This window comes from Hydrogenophaga sp. GW101-3F08 (assembly GCF_059424585.1).
Window position 1 is genome coordinate 19,501 of the sequence record NZ_JBWKZP010000014.1, and the last position, 17,205, is coordinate 36,705.

The 17,205-nt window shown below is 65.8% G+C and carries 14 protein-coding genes and 1 tRNA gene; 4 read left to right on the forward strand and 11 right to left on the reverse strand.

Annotated elements, in window-relative coordinates:
• The first annotated feature begins 17 nt into the window (after nucleotides 1-17).
• Nucleotides 18-93, forward strand: a tRNA-Phe gene (locus tag AC07YZ_RS24040).
• Between the two features lie 103 nt (nucleotides 94-196).
• Here the strand turns inward: AC07YZ_RS24040 and panD are convergent.
• From panD to AC07YZ_RS24060, 4 genes are all read right to left on the reverse strand, one after another.
• Entirely contained in the window at nucleotides 197-577 is a 381-nt protein-coding gene (panD, locus tag AC07YZ_RS24045) for an aspartate 1-decarboxylase (protein ID WP_226490163.1), read from the reverse strand.
• Nucleotides 578-726: 149 nt separating this feature from the next.
• Nucleotides 727-1,707 (reverse strand): cytochrome-c peroxidase, encoded by a 981-nt coding sequence (locus AC07YZ_RS24050; RefSeq protein ID WP_494796657.1) that lies wholly within the window; start codon nucleotides 1,705-1,707, stop codon nucleotides 727-729.
• A gap of 252 nt (nucleotides 1,708-1,959) precedes the next feature.
• Nucleotides 1,960-2,463, reverse strand: a complete 504-nt coding sequence (locus AC07YZ_RS24055; protein ID WP_494796619.1) for a hypothetical protein — start codon at nucleotides 2,461-2,463, stop codon at nucleotides 1,960-1,962.
• Nucleotides 2,460-4,535: an ATP-dependent helicase gene (locus AC07YZ_RS24060; protein WP_226490161.1), complete on the reverse strand. Its 2,076-nt coding sequence runs from the start codon at nucleotides 4,533-4,535 to the stop codon at nucleotides 2,460-2,462. The genes AC07YZ_RS24055 and AC07YZ_RS24060 overlap by 4 nt, the downstream gene beginning before the upstream one ends.
• A 161-nt stretch (nucleotides 4,536-4,696) precedes the next feature.
• Here AC07YZ_RS24060 and AC07YZ_RS24065 point away from each other — a divergent pair, with 161 nt between their 5' ends.
• Nucleotides 4,697-5,659, forward strand: a complete 963-nt coding sequence (locus tag AC07YZ_RS24065) for an AEC family transporter (protein ID WP_226490160.1) — start codon at nucleotides 4,697-4,699, stop codon at nucleotides 5,657-5,659.
• A 39-nt stretch (nucleotides 5,660-5,698) separates the two neighbouring features.
• Here the strand turns inward: AC07YZ_RS24065 and AC07YZ_RS24070 are convergent, their stop codons facing one another.
• Nucleotides 5,699-7,030: a hypothetical protein gene (locus tag AC07YZ_RS24070; RefSeq protein ID WP_494796620.1), complete on the reverse strand. Its 1,332-nt coding sequence runs from the start codon at nucleotides 7,028-7,030 to the stop codon at nucleotides 5,699-5,701.
• Between the two features lie 11 nt (nucleotides 7,031-7,041).
• The gene (locus tag AC07YZ_RS24075; protein ID WP_494796621.1) at nucleotides 7,042-7,575 is read right to left on the reverse strand and encodes a hypothetical protein; all 534 of its coding nucleotides are present in this window, start codon (nucleotides 7,573-7,575) and stop codon (nucleotides 7,042-7,044) included.
• Between the two features lie 323 nt (nucleotides 7,576-7,898).
• Here AC07YZ_RS24075 and katG point away from each other — a divergent pair, with 323 nt between their 5' ends.
• Nucleotides 7,899-10,094, forward strand: a complete 2,196-nt coding sequence (gene katG, locus AC07YZ_RS24080; protein WP_494796622.1) for a catalase/peroxidase HPI — start codon at nucleotides 7,899-7,901, stop codon at nucleotides 10,092-10,094.
• A gap of 321 nt (nucleotides 10,095-10,415) precedes the next feature.
• Here the strand turns inward: katG and AC07YZ_RS24085 are convergent, their stop codons facing one another.
• The 4 genes from AC07YZ_RS24085 to hemE all read right to left on the reverse strand — a co-directional run bounded on the left by AC07YZ_RS24085 (nucleotide 10,416) and on the right by hemE (nucleotide 14,637).
• On the reverse strand, nucleotides 10,416-10,718 hold the full coding sequence (locus AC07YZ_RS24085) for a DUF167 domain-containing protein (RefSeq protein ID WP_494796658.1): 303 nt from the start codon (nucleotides 10,716-10,718) through the stop codon (nucleotides 10,416-10,418).
• Nucleotides 10,719-10,808: 90 nt separating this feature from the next.
• Complete coding sequence (priA, locus tag AC07YZ_RS24090; protein WP_494796623.1) at nucleotides 10,809-12,998, reverse strand: replication restart helicase PriA; 2,190 nt, start codon at nucleotides 12,996-12,998, stop codon at nucleotides 10,809-10,811.
• Nucleotides 12,999-13,014: 16 nt separating this feature from the next.
• On the reverse strand, nucleotides 13,015-13,293 hold the full coding sequence (locus tag AC07YZ_RS24095) for a hypothetical protein (protein ID WP_226490154.1): 279 nt from the start codon (nucleotides 13,291-13,293) through the stop codon (nucleotides 13,015-13,017).
• A gap of 240 nt (nucleotides 13,294-13,533) precedes the next feature.
• Nucleotides 13,534-14,637 (reverse strand): uroporphyrinogen decarboxylase, encoded by a 1,104-nt coding sequence (hemE, locus tag AC07YZ_RS24100; RefSeq protein ID WP_494796624.1) that lies wholly within the window; start codon nucleotides 14,635-14,637, stop codon nucleotides 13,534-13,536.
• A 298-nt stretch (nucleotides 14,638-14,935) separates the two neighbouring features.
• On the opposite strand from hemE, the gene AC07YZ_RS24105 reads away from it, so the two are divergent.
• Nucleotides 14,936-15,529, forward strand: a complete 594-nt coding sequence (locus AC07YZ_RS24105; RefSeq protein WP_494796625.1) for a YdeI/OmpD-associated family protein — start codon at nucleotides 14,936-14,938, stop codon at nucleotides 15,527-15,529.
• A 616-nt stretch (nucleotides 15,530-16,145) separates the two neighbouring features.
• On the opposite strand, the gene AC07YZ_RS24110 is transcribed toward AC07YZ_RS24105, so the two are convergent.
• The gene (locus tag AC07YZ_RS24110; RefSeq protein WP_226490151.1) at nucleotides 16,146-17,078 is read right to left on the reverse strand and encodes a right-handed parallel beta-helix repeat-containing protein; all 933 of its coding nucleotides are present in this window, start codon (nucleotides 17,076-17,078) and stop codon (nucleotides 16,146-16,148) included.
• Between the last annotated feature and the right edge of the window lie 127 nt (nucleotides 17,079-17,205).

Sequence of the window (17,205 nt, forward strand, 5' to 3'; positions counted from 1 at the left end):
TACTTCCGCTTCTCTTTGGCCCGGTAGCTCAGTTGGTAGAGCAGCGGATTGAAAATCCGCGTGTCGATGGTTCGATTCCGTCCCAGGCCACCAAATACAAGGAAAAGCCGCTGTGAAAACAGCGGCTTTTTTGTTGCCCGGGCCGACCCTGACGGCGGGCCGCCTGCGTGGCCCTGGTGGGCGCGCTTGCGTACCCTCAGAGTTGCTGGGTCGGTACCGCGTGGCGCAGTTCCATCTGGCGGTTGGCTTCGTCCACGAACACCAGCTGCGGCTTGTGCGTGGCCACCTGGTCTTCGTGCACCTGGGCGAAGGCGGCGATGATGATCAGGTCGCCCACGGCGGCGCGGCGTGCGGCCGATCCGTTCACGGAAATCATGCCGGTGCCGCGCTGGCCCTTGATCGCGTAGGTGGTGAAGCGCTCACCGTTGTTGATGTTCCAGATGTGGATCTGTTCGTTTTCGACGATGTTGGCCGCTTCCAGCAGGTTTTCGTCGATGGCGCATGAGCCTTCGTAGTGCAGTTCGCAGTGCGTGACCGCGACCCGGTGGATTTTCGATTTCAACAGGGAGCGAAACATGTTGTGGGGCCTTTCTCTCAACGAAGCGCGATTGTGACAGCGCGCGCCCGAGGTGAACAGGCGCCGCCATCAGGGCCCTTGTCCCCACACCCCGCCGCCCTCCGATGCGTGGCCGCGCGTTCGGCCGGTGGGGAGGCGTGCCCGGCCGTTCAGTTGAACGGCCGGGGCTTGGGCGTCTTGTCGGTCGAGGGCGGCATGATCGGCAGGGCGATCTGCGGCTGCTGGCCGGTCAGGGTCTTGAGGAAGGCCACGATCCGGGCGTTTTCTTCCCTGCTGAACTCGCGGCCCAGCTGCAGGCGGCCCATCAGGTCCACAGCAGAGGTCAGCGTGGCGGCTTCACCGTCGTGGAAGTAGGGGTAGGTCAGTTCCACGTTGCGCAGCGTCGGGACCTTGAAGTTCAGGCGGTCGGCGTCCTTGCCGGTCACGCCCTTGCGGCCTTCGGCGGTGCTGGCCGTCTTGTAGGCCTGCACCAGTCCCATTTTCTGGAACGAGTTGCCGCCCAGGTTGGGGCCGTTGTGGCAGGCCACGCAGCCGCTGTCCTTGAAGAGCTGGTAGCCGGCGAGTTCGTCCTTGGTCAGCGCCTTCTTGTCGCCGTCGAGCCACTGGTCGAAGCGCGAGTTCGGCGTCACCAGGGTTTCCTCGAACGCGGCGATGGCGGTGGTCACTTCGTCGATGCTGAGCCGATCGGTCTTGAAGACCTGTTTGAACTCTTCCACGTAGCCGGGGATGGATTTCAGCGTCTCGATGGCGAGCTCGTGCGTGAAGGCCATTTCGCCCGGGTTGGCGATCGGGCCGCCGGCCTGTTCTTTCAGGTCCTTGGCGCGGCCGTCCCAGAACTGCGCGAGGTTCAGGCGCGAGTTCAGCACCGTGGGCGAGTTGATGGGGCCCTGCTGCCAGTGGTGGCCGATGGAGGTCTTCAGGTTGTCGGTGCCGCCCAGGCTCAGGTTGTGGCACGAGTTGCACGAGATGAAGCCGGACTTGGACAGCCGCGGATCAAAAAACAGCTTCTTGCCAAGTTCCACGGCGGCGGGATTCACCGCCTTGGGGGCGGGAACGGGGGACACCGGTTCGGTGTTTTGCGCGATGGCGGAGTTGCTGACCAGGATCGCTGCGATGGCCCATGCGCACATGGCCGACGGGAGTGATGTCGTGGTTTTCAAGGTATTTCCTTTGCAGAGTGTCAGAAGAGTCACGGCAGAGGTGGCGGTGTGTCTGTCCGCAGACGTTCGCTTGTGACGGACCCACTCTATGGGGGTAAACCCGGGTGTTGTTTGACCGGGGTCAACCCGTTGACCGTTCTCAATAGGAACTGGCTATTGATCTCATAGCGTTTTCCGTGGGGCGTGTGGGCGCCGCCCCGCATCCCGCCCACCGGCGGGAGATCAGCGTGTGCTGGGGGTCTTGTGCAATGAAAATTGCAGCACGGGCACGCCTGGCGCGCGGCCTTCGGCCGGCCGGCGTGTGCCGCGGATCAGCTGTCCGCAGTCTTGCGGGGTGCCGGTCCAGACGGCGTCCATGAGCACGCCGTCGCTCGATTCGTCGAGGTTGAACACGCCTTCGCTCACGTCGCCCGCCACCAGCGCCAGCACGTCGTGGCCCTCGGTGGAGCGCTTGAGGTTGCCGCGCACGCTGCCCGGGTAGTCGGGGTGGCGTTCGAACAGCAGGGCGCCGGTGGACACCGGCGCCGCTTCGCTGCCATCGGGCAGCCACAGGGCCAACTGCCACAGGCCATGGAGCCGGGCCGGGTCCTCGTCCAGGCTCGGGCAGGTGGTGGCCGCGCTGGCGGGCTGGGCGGGCGGGGTCTGCGCGGCGGTCGGCGTTGCCCAGGCCAGGGCCAAGCCGAGCAGGCAGAGCCCGGCGCGAAGGGATTTCGGTGGCTGCTTCATGGCGTCTCGGCCGCTTTCTGTGCGGCCTGTTCGGTGGCGCGCTGGGCGAACTCGGCGCGCAGGGCGCGCAGCTTTTCGCGCGGGTCTTCCTTGACGGTGTTCTGGTCCAGCGCCATTTCCTTGATGAAGCGGCTGGCCTGGCCGGGAATGCTCTCGCGGCCCTTCTTGCGGCGCTTGAGCCAGCTCACGGCCAGGGTGCGCTGCGCGCGCGTGATGCCCACGTACATCAGGCGGCGCTCTTCCTGCAGGCGCTGTGCCATGTTCTCGACCGCCGCGTCGCTCTGGCCGGGCTCTTCGTCCATCTTGAACGGCAGCAGGCCTTCGTTCACGCCGACCAGCATCACATGCGGCCACTCCAGGCCTTTGGAGGCGTGCAGGGTGGAGAGCGTCACCACGTTCTGGTCTTTCTCGCGCTCGCTGAGCGTCGAGATCAGCGCGATGGTCTGCACCACCTCCAGCAGCGTTTTGCGTTCGGTTTCGGTCTGGATGCCGGCGTCGTCTTCGATCTTGCCGCCACAGCGCCCGGCCACCCAGTCGCAGAAGTCCATCACGTTGGTCCAGCGCGCGGCCGCGACCTTCTCGTTGTCCTCGCTGTCGTAGAGGTGCTTTTCGTAGGCGATGTCTTTCAACCACTCGGTGAGGAAGGCGCGCGCCGCCTCGTGGCCCACCGTGTGTCTGGCGCGGTATTCGAGGTCGTTCACCGCGCGGCCGAACTCGTGCAGCGTGGCCACGGCGCGCGCGGGCAGGGCGGTGCCCAGCGAGTTCGCGAACAGCGCCTCGAACAGGCTCAGCTTGTACTGCGTGGCGAAGTTGCCCAGCCCCTGCAGCGTGGTGTGGCCGATGCCGCGCTTGGGCGTGGTGGCCGAGCGCAGGAAGGCCGGGTCGTCGTTGTTGTTCACCAGCAGGCGCAGCCAGGCACAGAGATCGCGGATCTCGGCCTTGTCGAAAAAGCTCTGGCCGCCCGAGACCTTGTAGGGAATGTTGGCGCGGCGCAGCGACTGCTCGAACGAACGCGCCATGTGGTTGGCGCGGTAGAGGATGGCGAAGTCGCGCCACTCCTTGTGCTGCGAGCTGGCCTGCAGGCTCTGGATGCGCGCCACCGCGCGTTCGGCCTCGTGCTCCTCATTGTCGGCATCGACCACGCGCACCGGCTCGCCCTCGCCCAGATCGCTCCACAGCGTCTTGGGAAACAGCTTGGGGTTGGGCCCGATCACGTTGTTGGCCGCGCGCAGGATGGCGCTGGTGGAGCGGTAGTTCTGCTCCAGCTTGATGACCTTGAGCTCGGGAAAGTCCTGCGGCAGGCGTTTGAGGTTGTCCAGCGTGGCGCCGCGCCAGCCGTAGATCGACTGGTCATCGTCGCCCACGGCGGTGAAGCGCGCGCGCTCGCCCACCAGCAGTTTCAAGAGCTCGTACTGCGTGGCGTTGGTGTCCTGGTACTCGTCCACCAGCACGTGGCCCATCTTCTGCTGCCAGCGCTCGCGCACGTCGGCGTGTTCGCTCAGCAGCTTGAGCGGCAGGCTGATCAGGTCGTCGAAGTCCACGCTCTGGTAGGCGGTGAGGCGCTCTTCGTAGCGCGCCATGATGGTGGCGGTGACGCGCTCGTCTTCGTCCTTCGCGGCGGCCAGCGCCTGGGCCGAGTTCAGGCCCGCGCTCTTCCAGGCGCTGATGGTCCATTGCCAGCCACGCGCCGTGGCCGCGTCGGTGGTGCCGCCGCAGTCCTTGAGCAGGCTGGTGATGTCGTCGGTGTCGAGGATGGAAAACTGCTTCTTCAGGCCCAGCGCCGTGCCGTCTTCGCGCAGCAGGCGCACGCCCAGCGCGTGAAAAGTGCAGATCAGCACCTTCCTGGCGTCGCGGCCCACCAGCTGGCCAGCACGCTCGCGCATTTCGCTCGCGGCCTTGTTGGTGAAGGTGATGGCCGCGATGCGGTCCGCCGCCAGCCCGGCCTGGATCAGCCGACCGATCTTGTGCGTGATCACCCGCGTCTTGCCCGAACCGGCGCCGGCCAGCACCAGGCAAGGCCCACCCAGGTGGTTCACGGCGTCGAGTTGGGCAAGGTTCAGGCCGTGGGACATGCGGGCGATCGGGAGGCGGGCGGGACGGGCGAAGCCATGGATGATACCGGCAGGGTGGGGGTGGTTGCGCCGTGCGGGCCACTGGGGGCCTGTCGCTGGAAGCTCAGCGCTTTGTACCTGGGTCCCGGTCGGTTTGAAGCCGCCTGAGACAATCGCCCACCGTGCTCAACATCCTGCTCGTCACCTTCCCTTTTTTCGCGCTCGTGCTGGGCGGCTTCGTGGCGGCGCACCGGCGCATGCTGCCGCTGGAGGCGATCCCCGGGCTCAACGGCTTTGTGCTGTATTTCGCGCTGCCCTGCATGCTGTACCGCTTCGGCTCCACCACGCCGATCGCGCAGCTGCTGGACGCGTCGGTGGCCGGCGTCTACCTGCTGTGTGCGCTGGTGATGGTGGGGTTTGCCGTCGTCATGACGCTGAACCGCCGCATCCGCTGGAACGACGCGTCGCTGGGTGCGCTGGTCGCGGCGTTTCCCAACACCGGGTTCATGGGTGTGCCGCTGCTGGCAGCGCTGCTGGGGCCGCAGAGCGTGGGGCCGGTGATCGTGCTGATCGTGGTGGACATGGTGATCACCAGTTCGCTGTGCATCGCGCTCTCGCGGCTCGACGAGGGCGAGGGCCATGGCGCCGCCGCCATGCTGGACGCTGCGAAAAAAGCCCTGCGCGGCGTGGTGGCCAATCCCATGCCCTGGGCCATCATCCTGGGCGCCGTGGCCTCGGCCGTGCGGTTCAGCCTGCCCGGGCCGGTGGAAAAGACGGCCTGGCTGCTGGCCGACGCGGCCTCGCCGGTGGCGCTGTTCACCATCGGCGCGGTGCTGGCGCGCTCGCAGATCCAGTCCAACCACCCGATGCCGCTGTCGGACTACGTGCCCGTGGCGCTGATGAAGCTGCTGCTGCACCCGCTGCTGGTGCTCGCGGTGGGCACGGGCGCGATCCAGATCGGCGTGCCGCTCGATCCGTTCGCGCTCACGGTGATGGTGCTGGTGGCGGCGCTGCCCAGCGCCAGCAATGTCTCGCTGCTGGCCGAGCGCCTGGGCGCCGACAACGGGCGCATCGCCCGCATCATCCTGATGACCACGGCGGCGGCGTTCCTGACGTTTTCCGGGGCCGTGTCCCTGCTGACCTGAGCCCGGGTTCGTCTCGGGGTGCCGCGAACGGCCCGCGCATCAGCGCGCGAGCGCTTGCTCGCTGCGCACCGGTGCTGCACGTTCCTGCTGTGGTCCGGGCACGGTGTCCCGGGCCTCCTGCGCACGATCCAGATGGCTTTGGGCGCTGGTTCGCAGCGAGTCGTCCACCCTCAGCTCGTCGAAGCGCCCGCTCTGGTGTTGCACCGCGACCCGCCCGCCGTCCTTGCTCACCAGAAAACGCTGCGGCGGGCCCCAGCCGTCGTGCCCTGCGGCGCTGGCCACGCAGGCCGCGCTCACCTGCAGGCACTGCTCGGGGCTCAGCCCGGTGGTCTTGAGCGTGGGGGCCAGCTCGGTGTAGGCCTGCCGGAGCCAGGCCTTGTGCTGTTCGGACATGGGCGGTTTGACCTGCACCCGGGGCTGGTCCGGGTCGTCCAGCGGCCAGCGCGCCTTGGGTTTGCCGTTGTCCTCGGTCAGCACGTCGCCATTGCGCGCGGTCTGGTAGGCCTCGGTGCGCAGCCAGGGGCGCTGGCTGGGGTCGTGGCGCTGCTCGGGCGGCACGTCGGCCAGCGGCAGGCCTCGGCGCTGGAAGTAGGCGGTGATGCCCTCGTGCACATTCGCGGCGGTGCCGTTGCGGTCGTAGCCGCCGCCCACGCCGACGTGGTTGCCGGGATGGCGCACGGTGACGACGCGTGGGTCGTCGCTGTAGTCCAGTGGCCGGAACCAGCTGCGGTTTTCCTGCTCGGCCTGCACCACCAGCACCTGGCCTTTGACATTGGGCGGCACGGCCAGCTCGCCCTGAACGCCGGTGGCTACCGGGTCCATCAGCGCCATCGCGGTGATGGGCACGCTGCCCGGCTTCGCGACCACGGCGCCGTCGGGGGCCACCAGGCCGCGTTCGTTGACGAGCTGGGCGAAGCGCACGGCCGAGGTGCAGCCGCGGCTGAAACCGGTGACGGAGGCGCCGAGGTCGGCGGGGGTGGCGTCGGGGTTGTCTCGCAGGTATCTCTGAGCGGCGTGGCTGAAGTCTGCGTAGGCCTTTTCCGCCGCAGCGTCGATGGCAGGAGTGGGGTTGAGGCCGGCGTTGAAAACATTGCCTTGGGAACCGCCCGTGCCGACACCTGGGTAGTAGGCCGATTCAAATGTTGAGGAGCGTTGACGATCTGCCTGTTCAAACAAATTGGCGACATTCGTTTGATAGGGGTCGCCCGAGAGTTTGAGATTGCCTTTGTGATTGTTGGTGCCATCGAAGGCTGCGAAGAAATTGAAACGGCTGGAAGCGCCGGCTTTGCCCACCGCCTCCATCGAAGCGCATGCGGTAGGCAGTCGCGCCATCTCTTCGTCGCTGAGCAGTCGTACAGGTGAGGTGCCCATGGCTTCTCCACTCAAAGCTTCTGCATCGTGGGGAAGATCTCGTACGCATGGGCGAACTCGGATCGCCAAGTCTTGAGAATCGGAGGTTCATCGAACGACTTCTTGCGGCGAGGCGTCACGACATACACATGCAGCTGCCGCCCGTCGATCACGAAGGTCAGCTCGTGGTCGGTCATGTCCCTGGGTAGCCTGTTCCGCAAATCGACGCGTTGCTCCAGCACCTCGCCAGTGGCCTTCACCCGCCACTTGACGAAAAGGAATTCACCCACCGGCATTGGGCCATTGACGCCTGTGCCAGGCGGTAGTTTCGACAATCCTGCGTACACCGAGCTGCGGGGGTTTGCGATGTCGTTGCGTACCATCTGGTACCCATCCCCGTACGCGTAGGCGAGCAGGTCCACGGACTCAGCCCATTTGTCCTTGAGCGCGTCAAAGCTGAACCCGTGCGAAACCAGCTTCGGGCCGCTGGCGCAGGCCGCCAGCAGCACCGCCAGCCACAGCGCCATCAGCGCGCGCCAGGTCCGCTTCATCACCGTCATCGTCATCTTTGTCCTCCTTGGGGGCATGGTCATGGGTGCGCGCGCATTTGAACAGTTCCATCCTGTGGGCGGGAAGACGCCCCCGTGAGGTTCTGCATCGATCCATTGGTGTTGGCTATCGAATTTATTGGTTCAATTGAGTCGACATTTCAACCCGGCATCCCTAAGGTATGGGTTCCCTCACACGCACAGGAGTCCCGTCATGGCACCGTCTGCCTCCACCCCCTGGGTTCACCGCGACTGGATGGACGCCCTGGCGGCCCTGGCCGCCACGTTCTGAACCCCTTTTCCCCCTTTTCCGGTCAACCGCCCACCCACAGGAGAACACCATGAGCACCCCCCAAACCGAAGCCCAATGCCCCTTCCACGCCGCCGCCGGCGCGCGCGCCACGCACGGCGCCCAGTCCAATGCCGACTGGTGGCCCAACCAGCTGAACCTGTCCATCCTGCACCAGCACCAGCCGGTGTCCAACCCGATGGACCCGGACTTCGACTACGCCGAGGCCTTCCAGAAGCTGGACTACGCCGCGCTCAAGAAAGACCTGGCGGCGCTGATGACCCAGAGCCAGGACTGGTGGCCGGCCGACTACGGCCACTACGGCGGCCTGTTCATCCGCATGGCCTGGCACAGCGCCGGCACCTACCGCACGGCGGACGGCCGCGGCGGCGCCAACACCGGCAACCAGCGCTTCGCACCGCTCAACAGCTGGCCCGACAACGGCAACCTCGACAAGGCCCGCCGCCTGCTCTGGCCGATCAAGCAGAAGTACGGCAACGCCATCTCCTGGGCCGACCTGTTCATCCTGGCCGGCAACGTGGCCATGGAAACCATGGGCTTCAAGACCTTCGGTTTCGGCGGTGGCCGTGCCGACATCTGGGCGCCCGAAGAGGACATCTACTGGGGCGCGGAAAAGGAGTGGCTGGCCACCAGCGACAAACCCAACAGCCGCTACAGCGGCGAGCGGAATCTGGAGAATCCGCTCGCCGCTGTGCAGATGGGCCTGATCTACGTGAACCCGCAGGGCCCGGACGGCAAGCCCGATCCGGTGGCCAGCGGCCGCGACGTGCGCGAGACCTTCGCCCGCATGGCCATGAACGACCATGAAACCGTGGCCCTGGTGGCCGGCGGCCACACCTTCGGCAAGATGCACGGCGCCGGTGACGCGGCCCTGGTCGGCCCCGAACCCGAGGCCGCGCCCATCGAGGAAATGGGCCTGGGCTGGATCAACCAGCATGGCACAGGCAAGGGCGGCGACGCCACCACCAGCGGCTTCGAAGGCGCCTGGAAACCCAACCCGACGAAGTGGGACATGGGCTACTTCAAGGTGCTCTTCAAATATGAGTGGGAACAGATGACCACGGCGGCCGGTGCCATTCAGTGGCGCGCCAAGAACGTGGCGCCCGAGGACATGGTGGTCGACGCCCACGACCCGAGCAAGAAGCACCCGCCCGTGATGACCACGGCCGACCTCTCGCTGCGCTTCGACCCGGCCTACGAGAAGATCTCGCGCCACTTCGCGGCCCACCCCGACGAGTTCGCCGACGCCTACGCCCGCGCCTGGTTCAAGCTGACCCACCGCGACATGGGCCCCAAGGCCTTGTACCTCGGCCCCGAAGTGCCGGCCGAAGACCTGATCTGGCAGGACCCGGTGCCGCCGGTGGACCACCCGCTGATCGACGCCGCCGACGCGAAGGAGCTCAAGGCCCGCGTGCTGGCCTCGGGCCTTGCCGTGAGCGAGCTGGTGTCCACCGCCTGGGCCTCGGCCTCCACCTACCGCGGCTCCGACCGGCGCGGGGGCAGCAACGGCGCCCGCGTCCGCCTGGCCCCGCAGAAAGACTGGGAGGCCAACCAGCCGGCCCAGTTGGCCAAGGTGCTGGCCGTGCTGGAGGAAATCCAGCGCGGCTTCAACACCGGCGCCACCGGGGGCAAGAAAGTGTCGCTGGCGGACCTGATCGTGCTGGCCGGCAACGCCGGCGTGGAGGCCGCTGCCCAGGCCGCCGGCCAGCCGGTGGATTTGCCGTTCACCCCCGGCCGCACCGACGCCACGCAAGAACAGACCGACGTGGAATCGTTCGCCGCGCTCGAACCCCAGGCCGACGGCTTCCGCAACTACCGCAAGGCCGCCTACAGCGTGTCGCCCGAAGAGATGCTGCTCGACAAGGCGCAACTGCTCATGCTCAGCGCACCTGAGATGACGGTGCTGGTCGGCGGGTTGCGCGTGCTCGGCGCCAACGTTGGGGGCTCGCAGCACGGGGTGTTCACGAGGCGCCCGGGCCAACTGACGAACGACTTCTTCATCAACCTGGTGGACATGTCCACCGCCTGGAAGCCGACCGGTGACAACGCCTACGAGGGCCGCGACCGCCAGACCGGCGCCGTGAAATGGACGGCCACCCGTGTGGACCTGGCCTTCGGTTCCAACTCGCAGCTGCGTGCCATCGCCGAGGTGTATGCGCAGAACGACGGGGGCAAGAAGTTCGTGAAAGACTTCGTCGCGGCCTGGACCAAGGTGATGGATTTGTAACCCCCCCGCGCCGGGCTGCGCCCGTCACCCCCCAGGGGGCGATGCGAGTGGCCCGGCGGAGCCGGTTCCACCGCATCCGGGGCTAGCTGGTGAGCTTCGACGCCGATTTCGCCCGGTTTGCGCTGACCCGTCGGCTGCACCTGAGCGCTGGTGCGGTGGGCTAGCGGCGCTGTTACCGCCCGGCCCCAATGGATCGGCCACCGCGAGGGTGGCCGGGTATGCCGTCCGTTGTGTGTCGGACATTGAGCACAGCCACGATTCTGGGCGCCGTTCGTGAAACGCCCGTGACACCGCGCGGGTTCCGCGTGTGTGGCGAACGGCTCAGCCCTCCAGCACTTTCGCCAGCACCGCCGGTATCTTCTTCGGCGCCAGGATGCGCAGCTGCTTGTTGACGTTGAAGCGGCCGAACACCACGGTGATGGCCTTGGCCGGCACGTCGAACTCTTCCGCCAGGAACTTCACCATGTGATCGGTGGCCTTGCCCGCCACCGGCGTGGCCGTCACGCTCACCTTGAGCTGGTGGCCCTTGGTCTTGCCGATCGCGTCGCGCTTGGCCGCCGGCGTGCCCAGGATGTTGACCACCAGCGTGTCGCCGTCCCACGCGCAGGGCGTGTTCATCTTCATGCGCGGCGCGGGCGAGCCCGGTTCTTCGGTTTCGTCTTCGGGTTCTGGCGGCTGGGGTGTCGCTTTGGATTTGCGTGCCATGGGATTCCCTCAAATGGACAGCGGGTCCACGTCCACCGCCCAGCGCACCAGGCCCTTGGCCTCGGGCGCGCTGCGGCAACCGTGCAGCACCGGCTGCCAGGCCGCCAGAAAGCGCTGCAGAGCGCCGCGCGAGGCGCTTTCCACCAGCATCTGCGCGCGCTCCACGTTGGCCACGCGCTGGATGGTCAGCGGCACGGCGGGGTAGAGCGTGATTTGGTCGCGGAGCGGCAGGCCGGTGGCCTGCTCGGCGGCGATGTTCAGAAACGCCTGCGCGGCCTGCTGGGTGCGCGCGTCGGCGCGCAGCAGGGCCTGAAAGCCGTAGGGCGGCATGCCGGCCTGCTCGCGCTCGGTCAGCTGTTCGGCGGCGAAGGCCGGGTAGTCGTGTTTTTTGAGCGTGGCAAACAGCGGGTGCTGCGGGTACCAGGTCTGCACCCACATCTCGCTCGCGCCACTCTGCGCCGCGTCGCGCCCGGCGCGGCCCGCCGCCTGCATCAGCAGCGCAAACAGGCGCTCGGGCGCTCGGTAGTCGCTGGCGAACAGGGCCGAGTCGGCGTTGATGCCGGCCACCAGGGTAATGCGCCGGAAATCGTGGCCCTTGGCGATCATCTGCGTGCCCACCAACACGTCCACCTCGCCGCTGTGCAGCGCGGCGAGCTGCATTTCCAGGCTGCCCTTGAGGCGGGTCGAGTCCGCGTCCATGCGCGCCACCCGGGCCGGGCTGCCGTCGGGCCGGCGCACGTCGGCCAGCAGGCCGGCGAGCTGTTCTTCGATCTGTTCGGTGCCGCGGCCCACCGGCGCGATGTCGATGTTGCCGCAGTCCGGGCAGGCGCGCGGCACGCGCTCGGTGAAGCCGCAGTGGTGGCAGCGCAGGGTGCGGTCCAGCTTGTGGAACACGCGGTAGGCGCTGCAATGTGGGCAACCGCTTTTCCAGCCGCAGTCGTGGCAGGCCAGCACCGGCGCGTAGCCGCGGCGGTTCAGCAGCACCAGGCACTGCTCGCCGCGCGCGATGCGCTCGCCCATGGCCGCCACCAGCGGCGGCGCCAGCACGGCGCCCTTGGGCTGGTGGTTCATGTCCACCAGGCGCAGGCGCGGCAGCGCCCCGCCGCCGATGCGCCCGGGCATCGCCAGCCGCACATAACGCCCCTGGTCGGCCGCGTGCCAGCTCTCCAGCGAAGGCGTGGCCGAGCCCAGCAGCACCTGGCAGCGAGGGGTGTTCACGCCCTCTCCCTCTGGGAGAGGGCGGGGGTGAGGGTCCGCGTGCAGACCCGTTCCGTCAGTGGCCAAAGCCTCACTCTCGATCTTCGCCCGATACACCGCCAGATCCCGCGCCGAATACCGCGCCCCCTCCTGGCTCTTGTAGCTCGGGTCGTGCTCTTCGTCCACCACGATCAGCCGCAGCCCCGGCAGGCTGGCGAACACCGCCATGCGCGTGCCCAGCACGATGCGCGCGCTGCCCGTGTGCGCCGCCAGCCAGCTTGAGAGGCGCTGCGCCGGCGTCATGCCGCTGTGCAGGCAGACCACCGAGCCGGCACCGAACGCGGGCTCGAAGCGCTCGCGAAAGCGCGTCTCCAACTGCGGCGTGAGGTTGATCTCGGGCACCATCACCAGCACCTGGGTGTGGGCGCCCGCCTGCAGTGCCTGCTGCGTGGCGCGCAAGTACACCTCGGTCTTGCCGCTGCCGGTGGCGCCGTACAGCAGTACCGGCGCGGTGGCCGCCGCCAAGGCCTGCAGCGCTTCGGCCTGCTCGGCACTCAGGTCGTGGCCGCCGGGCTGCACCGGGGCGGTGCCCGCTTCCTCCTCCGCCGGCGTGGCGCTGGCCACGGCCTTGGCGCGGCGTTTGAGCCGGCGCGCGAGCTGGTCATTGCCCAACTCGCGCAACTGCGGCGGCAGCGCGGCCAGCGCTACCTCGCCCAGGCTGCGCTGGTAGTACTGGGCGGCGAAGCGGACCAACTGCCGCCAGCATCCGTTGAGCGGGGGCAGGCCGTCGAGCACGCCCGCCACCGCCTTGGTCTGCGCCTCGGTCAGCCCTTCGGGCGGTGTGGTCGGGCAGTCCCAGACCACGCCCAGCACCTCGCGCGAACCCAGCGGCACCCGCACCAACGCACCCGGCGCGAGCAACAACTCACTTCGGTAAGTCAGGCTGGCGCCCACCCCGCTGTGGGCCGGGGTCGCCACGATCACACTGGGCCAGAAAGCCATGGTTAGCGGTTGTTCCTCAGTCGAACTGCAGGAAAGCGATGTAAGTTGTTGATTTGACTTCGCTTCCGCGACTGTTCAGGTTTTCTGTGGATAACTTTGTTGATAGATGGTGTTGACGGGCCGGGAGCCCTTGAAAATCAAGGGTTTGTTTAAACTGCCCGGAAAAAAAGCAGAAATCAATATCCAATGAAATCAACAACTTGCAAAGATGGGTGTCAAAGACTTCACGGTTTTCCAGAGCCGGACCCTTTTGCGCGCCGCAGCACAAATTTTGTGCATAAGTGATGGCTGTCAAGTCCTCTTTTCCGCTGGTTTTGTGCTATGGGCCTGTCGGGCGGTGGTCATTGTGACCGGCGCATGACGGTTTTTCCCGTCGCCGCAGCCTGCCCCAAGGCGCGCTGTCCAGGCGGGCCGCGGTGCTCACTGGACGACCCTCCGCGCTGTGCCCTGCGGGGCTGAGCGCCTTCGGAGCGGTCGGGCGGCGCTCACGGAGTACCTTCGCCCTGCGGGCCGCGGCGCTCACGGCCGCTGGCGTTCAGGCCCGCGCCCGTTGCTGCCGCGAAAACGCGTGCACCGCGTCCACCAGGGCCGACACGTGCTCGGGCGGGGTGTGCTGGTTGATGCCGTGGCCCAGGTTGAAGATGTGGGTGGCGCCTTCGCCCGGGCCCTGGTGCGGCGTGCCAAAGCTCGCCAGCACGCTCGCCACCTCGACCTCGATCTGGGCCGGCGAAGCAAACAGCACGTTGGGATCGATGTTGCCCTGCAGCGCCTTGCCGTGCGGGCCCTCGCCCACCTGCGCGCGCGCCTTGGCCAGGTTCACCGTCCAGTCCAGCCCCAACACGTCGCAGTCCATCGGCTTCATGTCGTCCAGCCACAGGCCGCCGCCCTTGGTGAACACGATGCGCGGAATGGTGGCGCCGTCGTGTTCGCGCTTGAGCTGCGCCAGCACACGCTTGGTGTAGGTCAGCGAAAAGTCCTGGAACTTGCCGTCCGCCAGCACACCGCCCCAGCTGTCAAAAACCATCACCGCCTGCGCGCCCGCCTCGATCTGCGCGTTCAGGTACACCGCCACCGCATCCGCGTTCACGGCCAGGATGCGGTGCATCAGGTCCGGGCGGCTGTACATCAGCGTCTTCACCGCGCGGTAGTCGTCCGAGCCGCCGCCCTCCACCATGTAGCAGGCCAGCGTCCAGGGGCTGCCCGAAAAACCGATCAGCGGCACCCGCCCATTGAGCGCCTTGCGGATGCTGGTGACCGCGTCGAACACATAACGCAACTTGTCCATGTCGGGCACGGCGAGCTGGTCCACGTCCGCCTCGGTGCGCACGGTGCGCTCGAACTTCGGGCCTTCCCCCATGGCAAACGACAGGCCCAGGCCCATGGCGTCGGGCACGGTCAAGATGTCGGAAAACAGGATCGCCGCGTCCAGCGCGTAGCGGTCCAGCGGCTGCAGCGTCACCTCGGTGGCGAAGTCCACATTCGTCGCCAGCCCCATGAAACTGCCCGCCTTGGCGCGCGTGGCGCGGTATTCCGGCAGATAGCGCCCGGCCTGGCGCATCAGCCACACGGGGGTGTACTCGGTGGACTGGCGCAGACAGGCGCGCAGGAAAGTGTCGTTCTGCAGGGGGGCGTGGCTCATGGGGGTGTCCGGTGCGGTCGTCTGATGGGAAGCGGGGATTATCCCGCCTGGGGTGGGCGGACGGTTTGCGCTGGCGCAGGCGGGTCAGACGGTGGCGGGCCAGCGTGTTGAGCCGCACACAGCAGGCCTGTCAACCGGCGCCTGCCATTGCCCGCGTCGCCGATTGAAACTTACACTGCCCATTCAGAAAAAAGCCCGCCGCCACCTCGCGCTGTTCGGGGTCCAGGTCAACAAGGTTCATCAGCTGCAAGGGAGGCGCATGATGCATTCAACTACATCGGCTCCTCAGGAATCGCGAATGAAGCCTCAACCCAAGTCCTCGACTGAGCTGCCGATTCATCGTTTTGAACGGCAAGTGGACTGGTCAGCCTGGCTGAATGAAAATCACACCTCATCGCCTGGGGTCTGGTTGCAGCTCGCAAAGAAGGGCACCGATGCGCTGTCGGTTTCATACGACGAGGCCGTCGAAGTCGCACTTTGCTTTGGCTGGATAGATGGGCAAAAGCAGGCGCACAGCGATCAATTCTGGCTCCAGAAATTTACCCGACGCTCGGACAAGAGTCTTTGGTCGAAGATCAATCGGGACAAAGCGCTGGCTCTGATCGAAGCAAAGAAAATGAGACCTGCTGGGCTGAAAGAGATTGAGCGCGCGAAGCTCGACGGGCGATGGGAGGCTGCGTATGACTCATCCAGCAAAGCAACTGTACCCAGCGATTTTCAGTCTGCTTTGGATGGCAATGCGCGAGCCAAAGCGTTTTTCGAAACGCTCGACAGCCGGAATCGGTACGCTGTTCTGTTCAGGATTCAAACGGCCAAGAAGGTCGAAACGCGCGCAAGACGAATTTCACAGTTCGTATCAATGCTGGAACGGCACGAGAAGGTGCATCCATGACCCATTCAAGAACTTATCGCAAGACACCCCGCTCTGCGTTGCAGGGGACGCTGCGCGATAAAGCCGTGCAACGCCTCCGATTTTGAATGTCGGGCATCATGAAAGCCGTCCTCTCGATATCGATCCCGGTGGTGCCCGCCCAGATCGGCGAGCTGCTGCCACATCGCTGGCCGCCAGCCTGACAACGCATTCCCAAAAGCATGACCGCGTCCTGCGGTCAAGATGGGGTGGCTGCGAGCTTCCTTTGGTGATGTCAAGGCGCACCGGACCTGGCAGGCTGCATCAGCAGTGCTGGAGGCGATTTCGACGCGGGTGATGGGTGCAGTTTGCGCGTTCTATCGCACCTTGGTGAACGACGAAATCACGCCGTATTGGAGCCCCCTCACGTCGAGTATATGGATTGCGCTGAAAAGTGGAGAATCCAATCATGTCTAATTGACCCATGTGGGCGCGACCACAATGAGGGTCGATTTTTTGCCAACCGTATCCGTTGGCTTCCGGTATGGCGGGCTGTGTCTCTATAAACCCAGGCGGCGTGACCCTTAAGGCTGGAGCACAACAAAGCCAGCCGAATAGCGGCTGGCTTTGGAACGTAGCATCAATCGGTCGTTGCGTGTTACTGCTGAGCTATTGGCGTAAGCGCTCCGACATTCGCGCCTGCGTTACCCATGATCTTGTTGCTGGCGGGTGTAAAGGTGTTGATCGTTCCGCCATTGTTAAAGCCGACGGCATTGTTCGTCACAACGGAATTGGAGAGGCGAATAGTCCCTCCACCGGTGGTAATGACGCCTGTGTTGCCGTTGTTTGATATGTGCACATTGTCGGAGTTGATGATTCCGGTGCCGTCCGCGAACACGCCGTGAGAGACGTTGCCTGCAACGATGGAATTGCTGATGGTGACCCGAGTGTTGTTTCCCGCGAATATTCCCGAATTGCCATTGGCGCTAAGTTGCATGTGATCGAGCGCCGCCGTGACGAGAGCCGTGGGTTGCATCAGGATCGCGCTTCCCAAATTGTGGCTGACTTCGGTGCCGTAAGCAATCAGCTTGCCCCCGGCGCGCGTATCGCTGATGCCTACGCCTGGGCTTCCCTGAAAACCAAAAATCTGGCTATCCGCGATGATCACTTTCGCCGCCGCCAGGATATTGATTCCCCTCAACCCGGTGCCGCCGCCGTTAATGGACAGATTGCGCAGAACCACGGTTTTTCGGGTGTCAGCCATATCCGTGATGTTAATAATAATTCCGTTGGTGGACGCCGCCAGGATCGAGCCAAATCCGGCGCCTTTGCTTCCATCAATGGTAATGGACTTGGTGATCGTCACGGCGCCATACCCACCCGGATCCAGAACCGAAATTTCGCCATTCGTGGCGGTCTTTGAGATGGCCCCCGCAAAGGTCTTGCACGGGGCGGTGCGGGAACAGGGGTTGACATCATCGCCCACACCGGACACCCAAGTGCGGGTCGCCTGCGCTTGCGCCATCGAGCCGGCCGCCAACGCGAAAAGCGCGAGGATAAGAGTTATTGGATTGAAACGAGCTCTTTTCATACCTATTCTCCTCAAAAATGTGGACACTGCAGTCAGTCGGAAGTCCGATTTTTTCACCGCCTATGCGATGAGGTTCGAACCGCTTTGGTCTTGCCTCCGTTGCAGCCGACAGACTGACCCCCGTCCC

What these genes read in the sequence shown, in the direction of transcription:
- hemE (WP_494796624.1), bottom strand. Translation starts at nt 14,637, where the DNA reads ATGAGCCACGCCCCCCTGCAGAACGACACTTTCCTGCGCGCCTGTCTG.
- AC07YZ_RS24110 (WP_226490151.1), bottom strand. Translation starts at nt 17,078, where the DNA reads ATGAAAAGAGCTCGTTTCAATCCAATAACTCTTATCCTCGCGCTTTTC.
- AC07YZ_RS24055 (WP_494796619.1), bottom strand. Translation starts at nt 2,463, where the DNA reads ATGAAGCAGCCACCGAAATCCCTTCGCGCCGGGCTCTGCCTGCTCGGC.
- AC07YZ_RS24070 (WP_494796620.1), bottom strand. Translation starts at nt 7,030, where the DNA reads ATGGGCACCTCACCTGTACGACTGCTCAGCGACGAAGAGATGGCGCGA.
- AC07YZ_RS24050 (WP_494796657.1), bottom strand. Translation starts at nt 1,707, where the DNA reads ATGTGCGCATGGGCCATCGCAGCGATCCTGGTCAGCAACTCCGCCATC.
- panD (WP_226490163.1), bottom strand. Translation starts at nt 577, where the DNA reads ATGTTTCGCTCCCTGTTGAAATCGAAAATCCACCGGGTCGCGGTCACG.
- AC07YZ_RS24105 (WP_494796625.1), top strand. Translation starts at nt 14,936, where the DNA reads ATGAAGCCTCAACCCAAGTCCTCGACTGAGCTGCCGATTCATCGTTTT.
- katG (WP_494796622.1), top strand. Translation starts at nt 7,899, where the DNA reads ATGAGCACCCCCCAAACCGAAGCCCAATGCCCCTTCCACGCCGCCGCC.
- priA (WP_494796623.1), bottom strand. Translation starts at nt 12,998, where the DNA reads ATGGCTTTCTGGCCCAGTGTGATCGTGGCGACCCCGGCCCACAGCGGG.
- AC07YZ_RS24060 (WP_226490161.1), bottom strand. Translation starts at nt 4,535, where the DNA reads ATGTCCCACGGCCTGAACCTTGCCCAACTCGACGCCGTGAACCACCTG.
- AC07YZ_RS24085 (WP_494796658.1), bottom strand. Translation starts at nt 10,718, where the DNA reads ATGAAGATGAACACGCCCTGCGCGTGGGACGGCGACACGCTGGTGGTC.
- AC07YZ_RS24075 (WP_494796621.1), bottom strand. Translation starts at nt 7,575, where the DNA reads ATGACGATGACGGTGATGAAGCGGACCTGGCGCGCGCTGATGGCGCTG.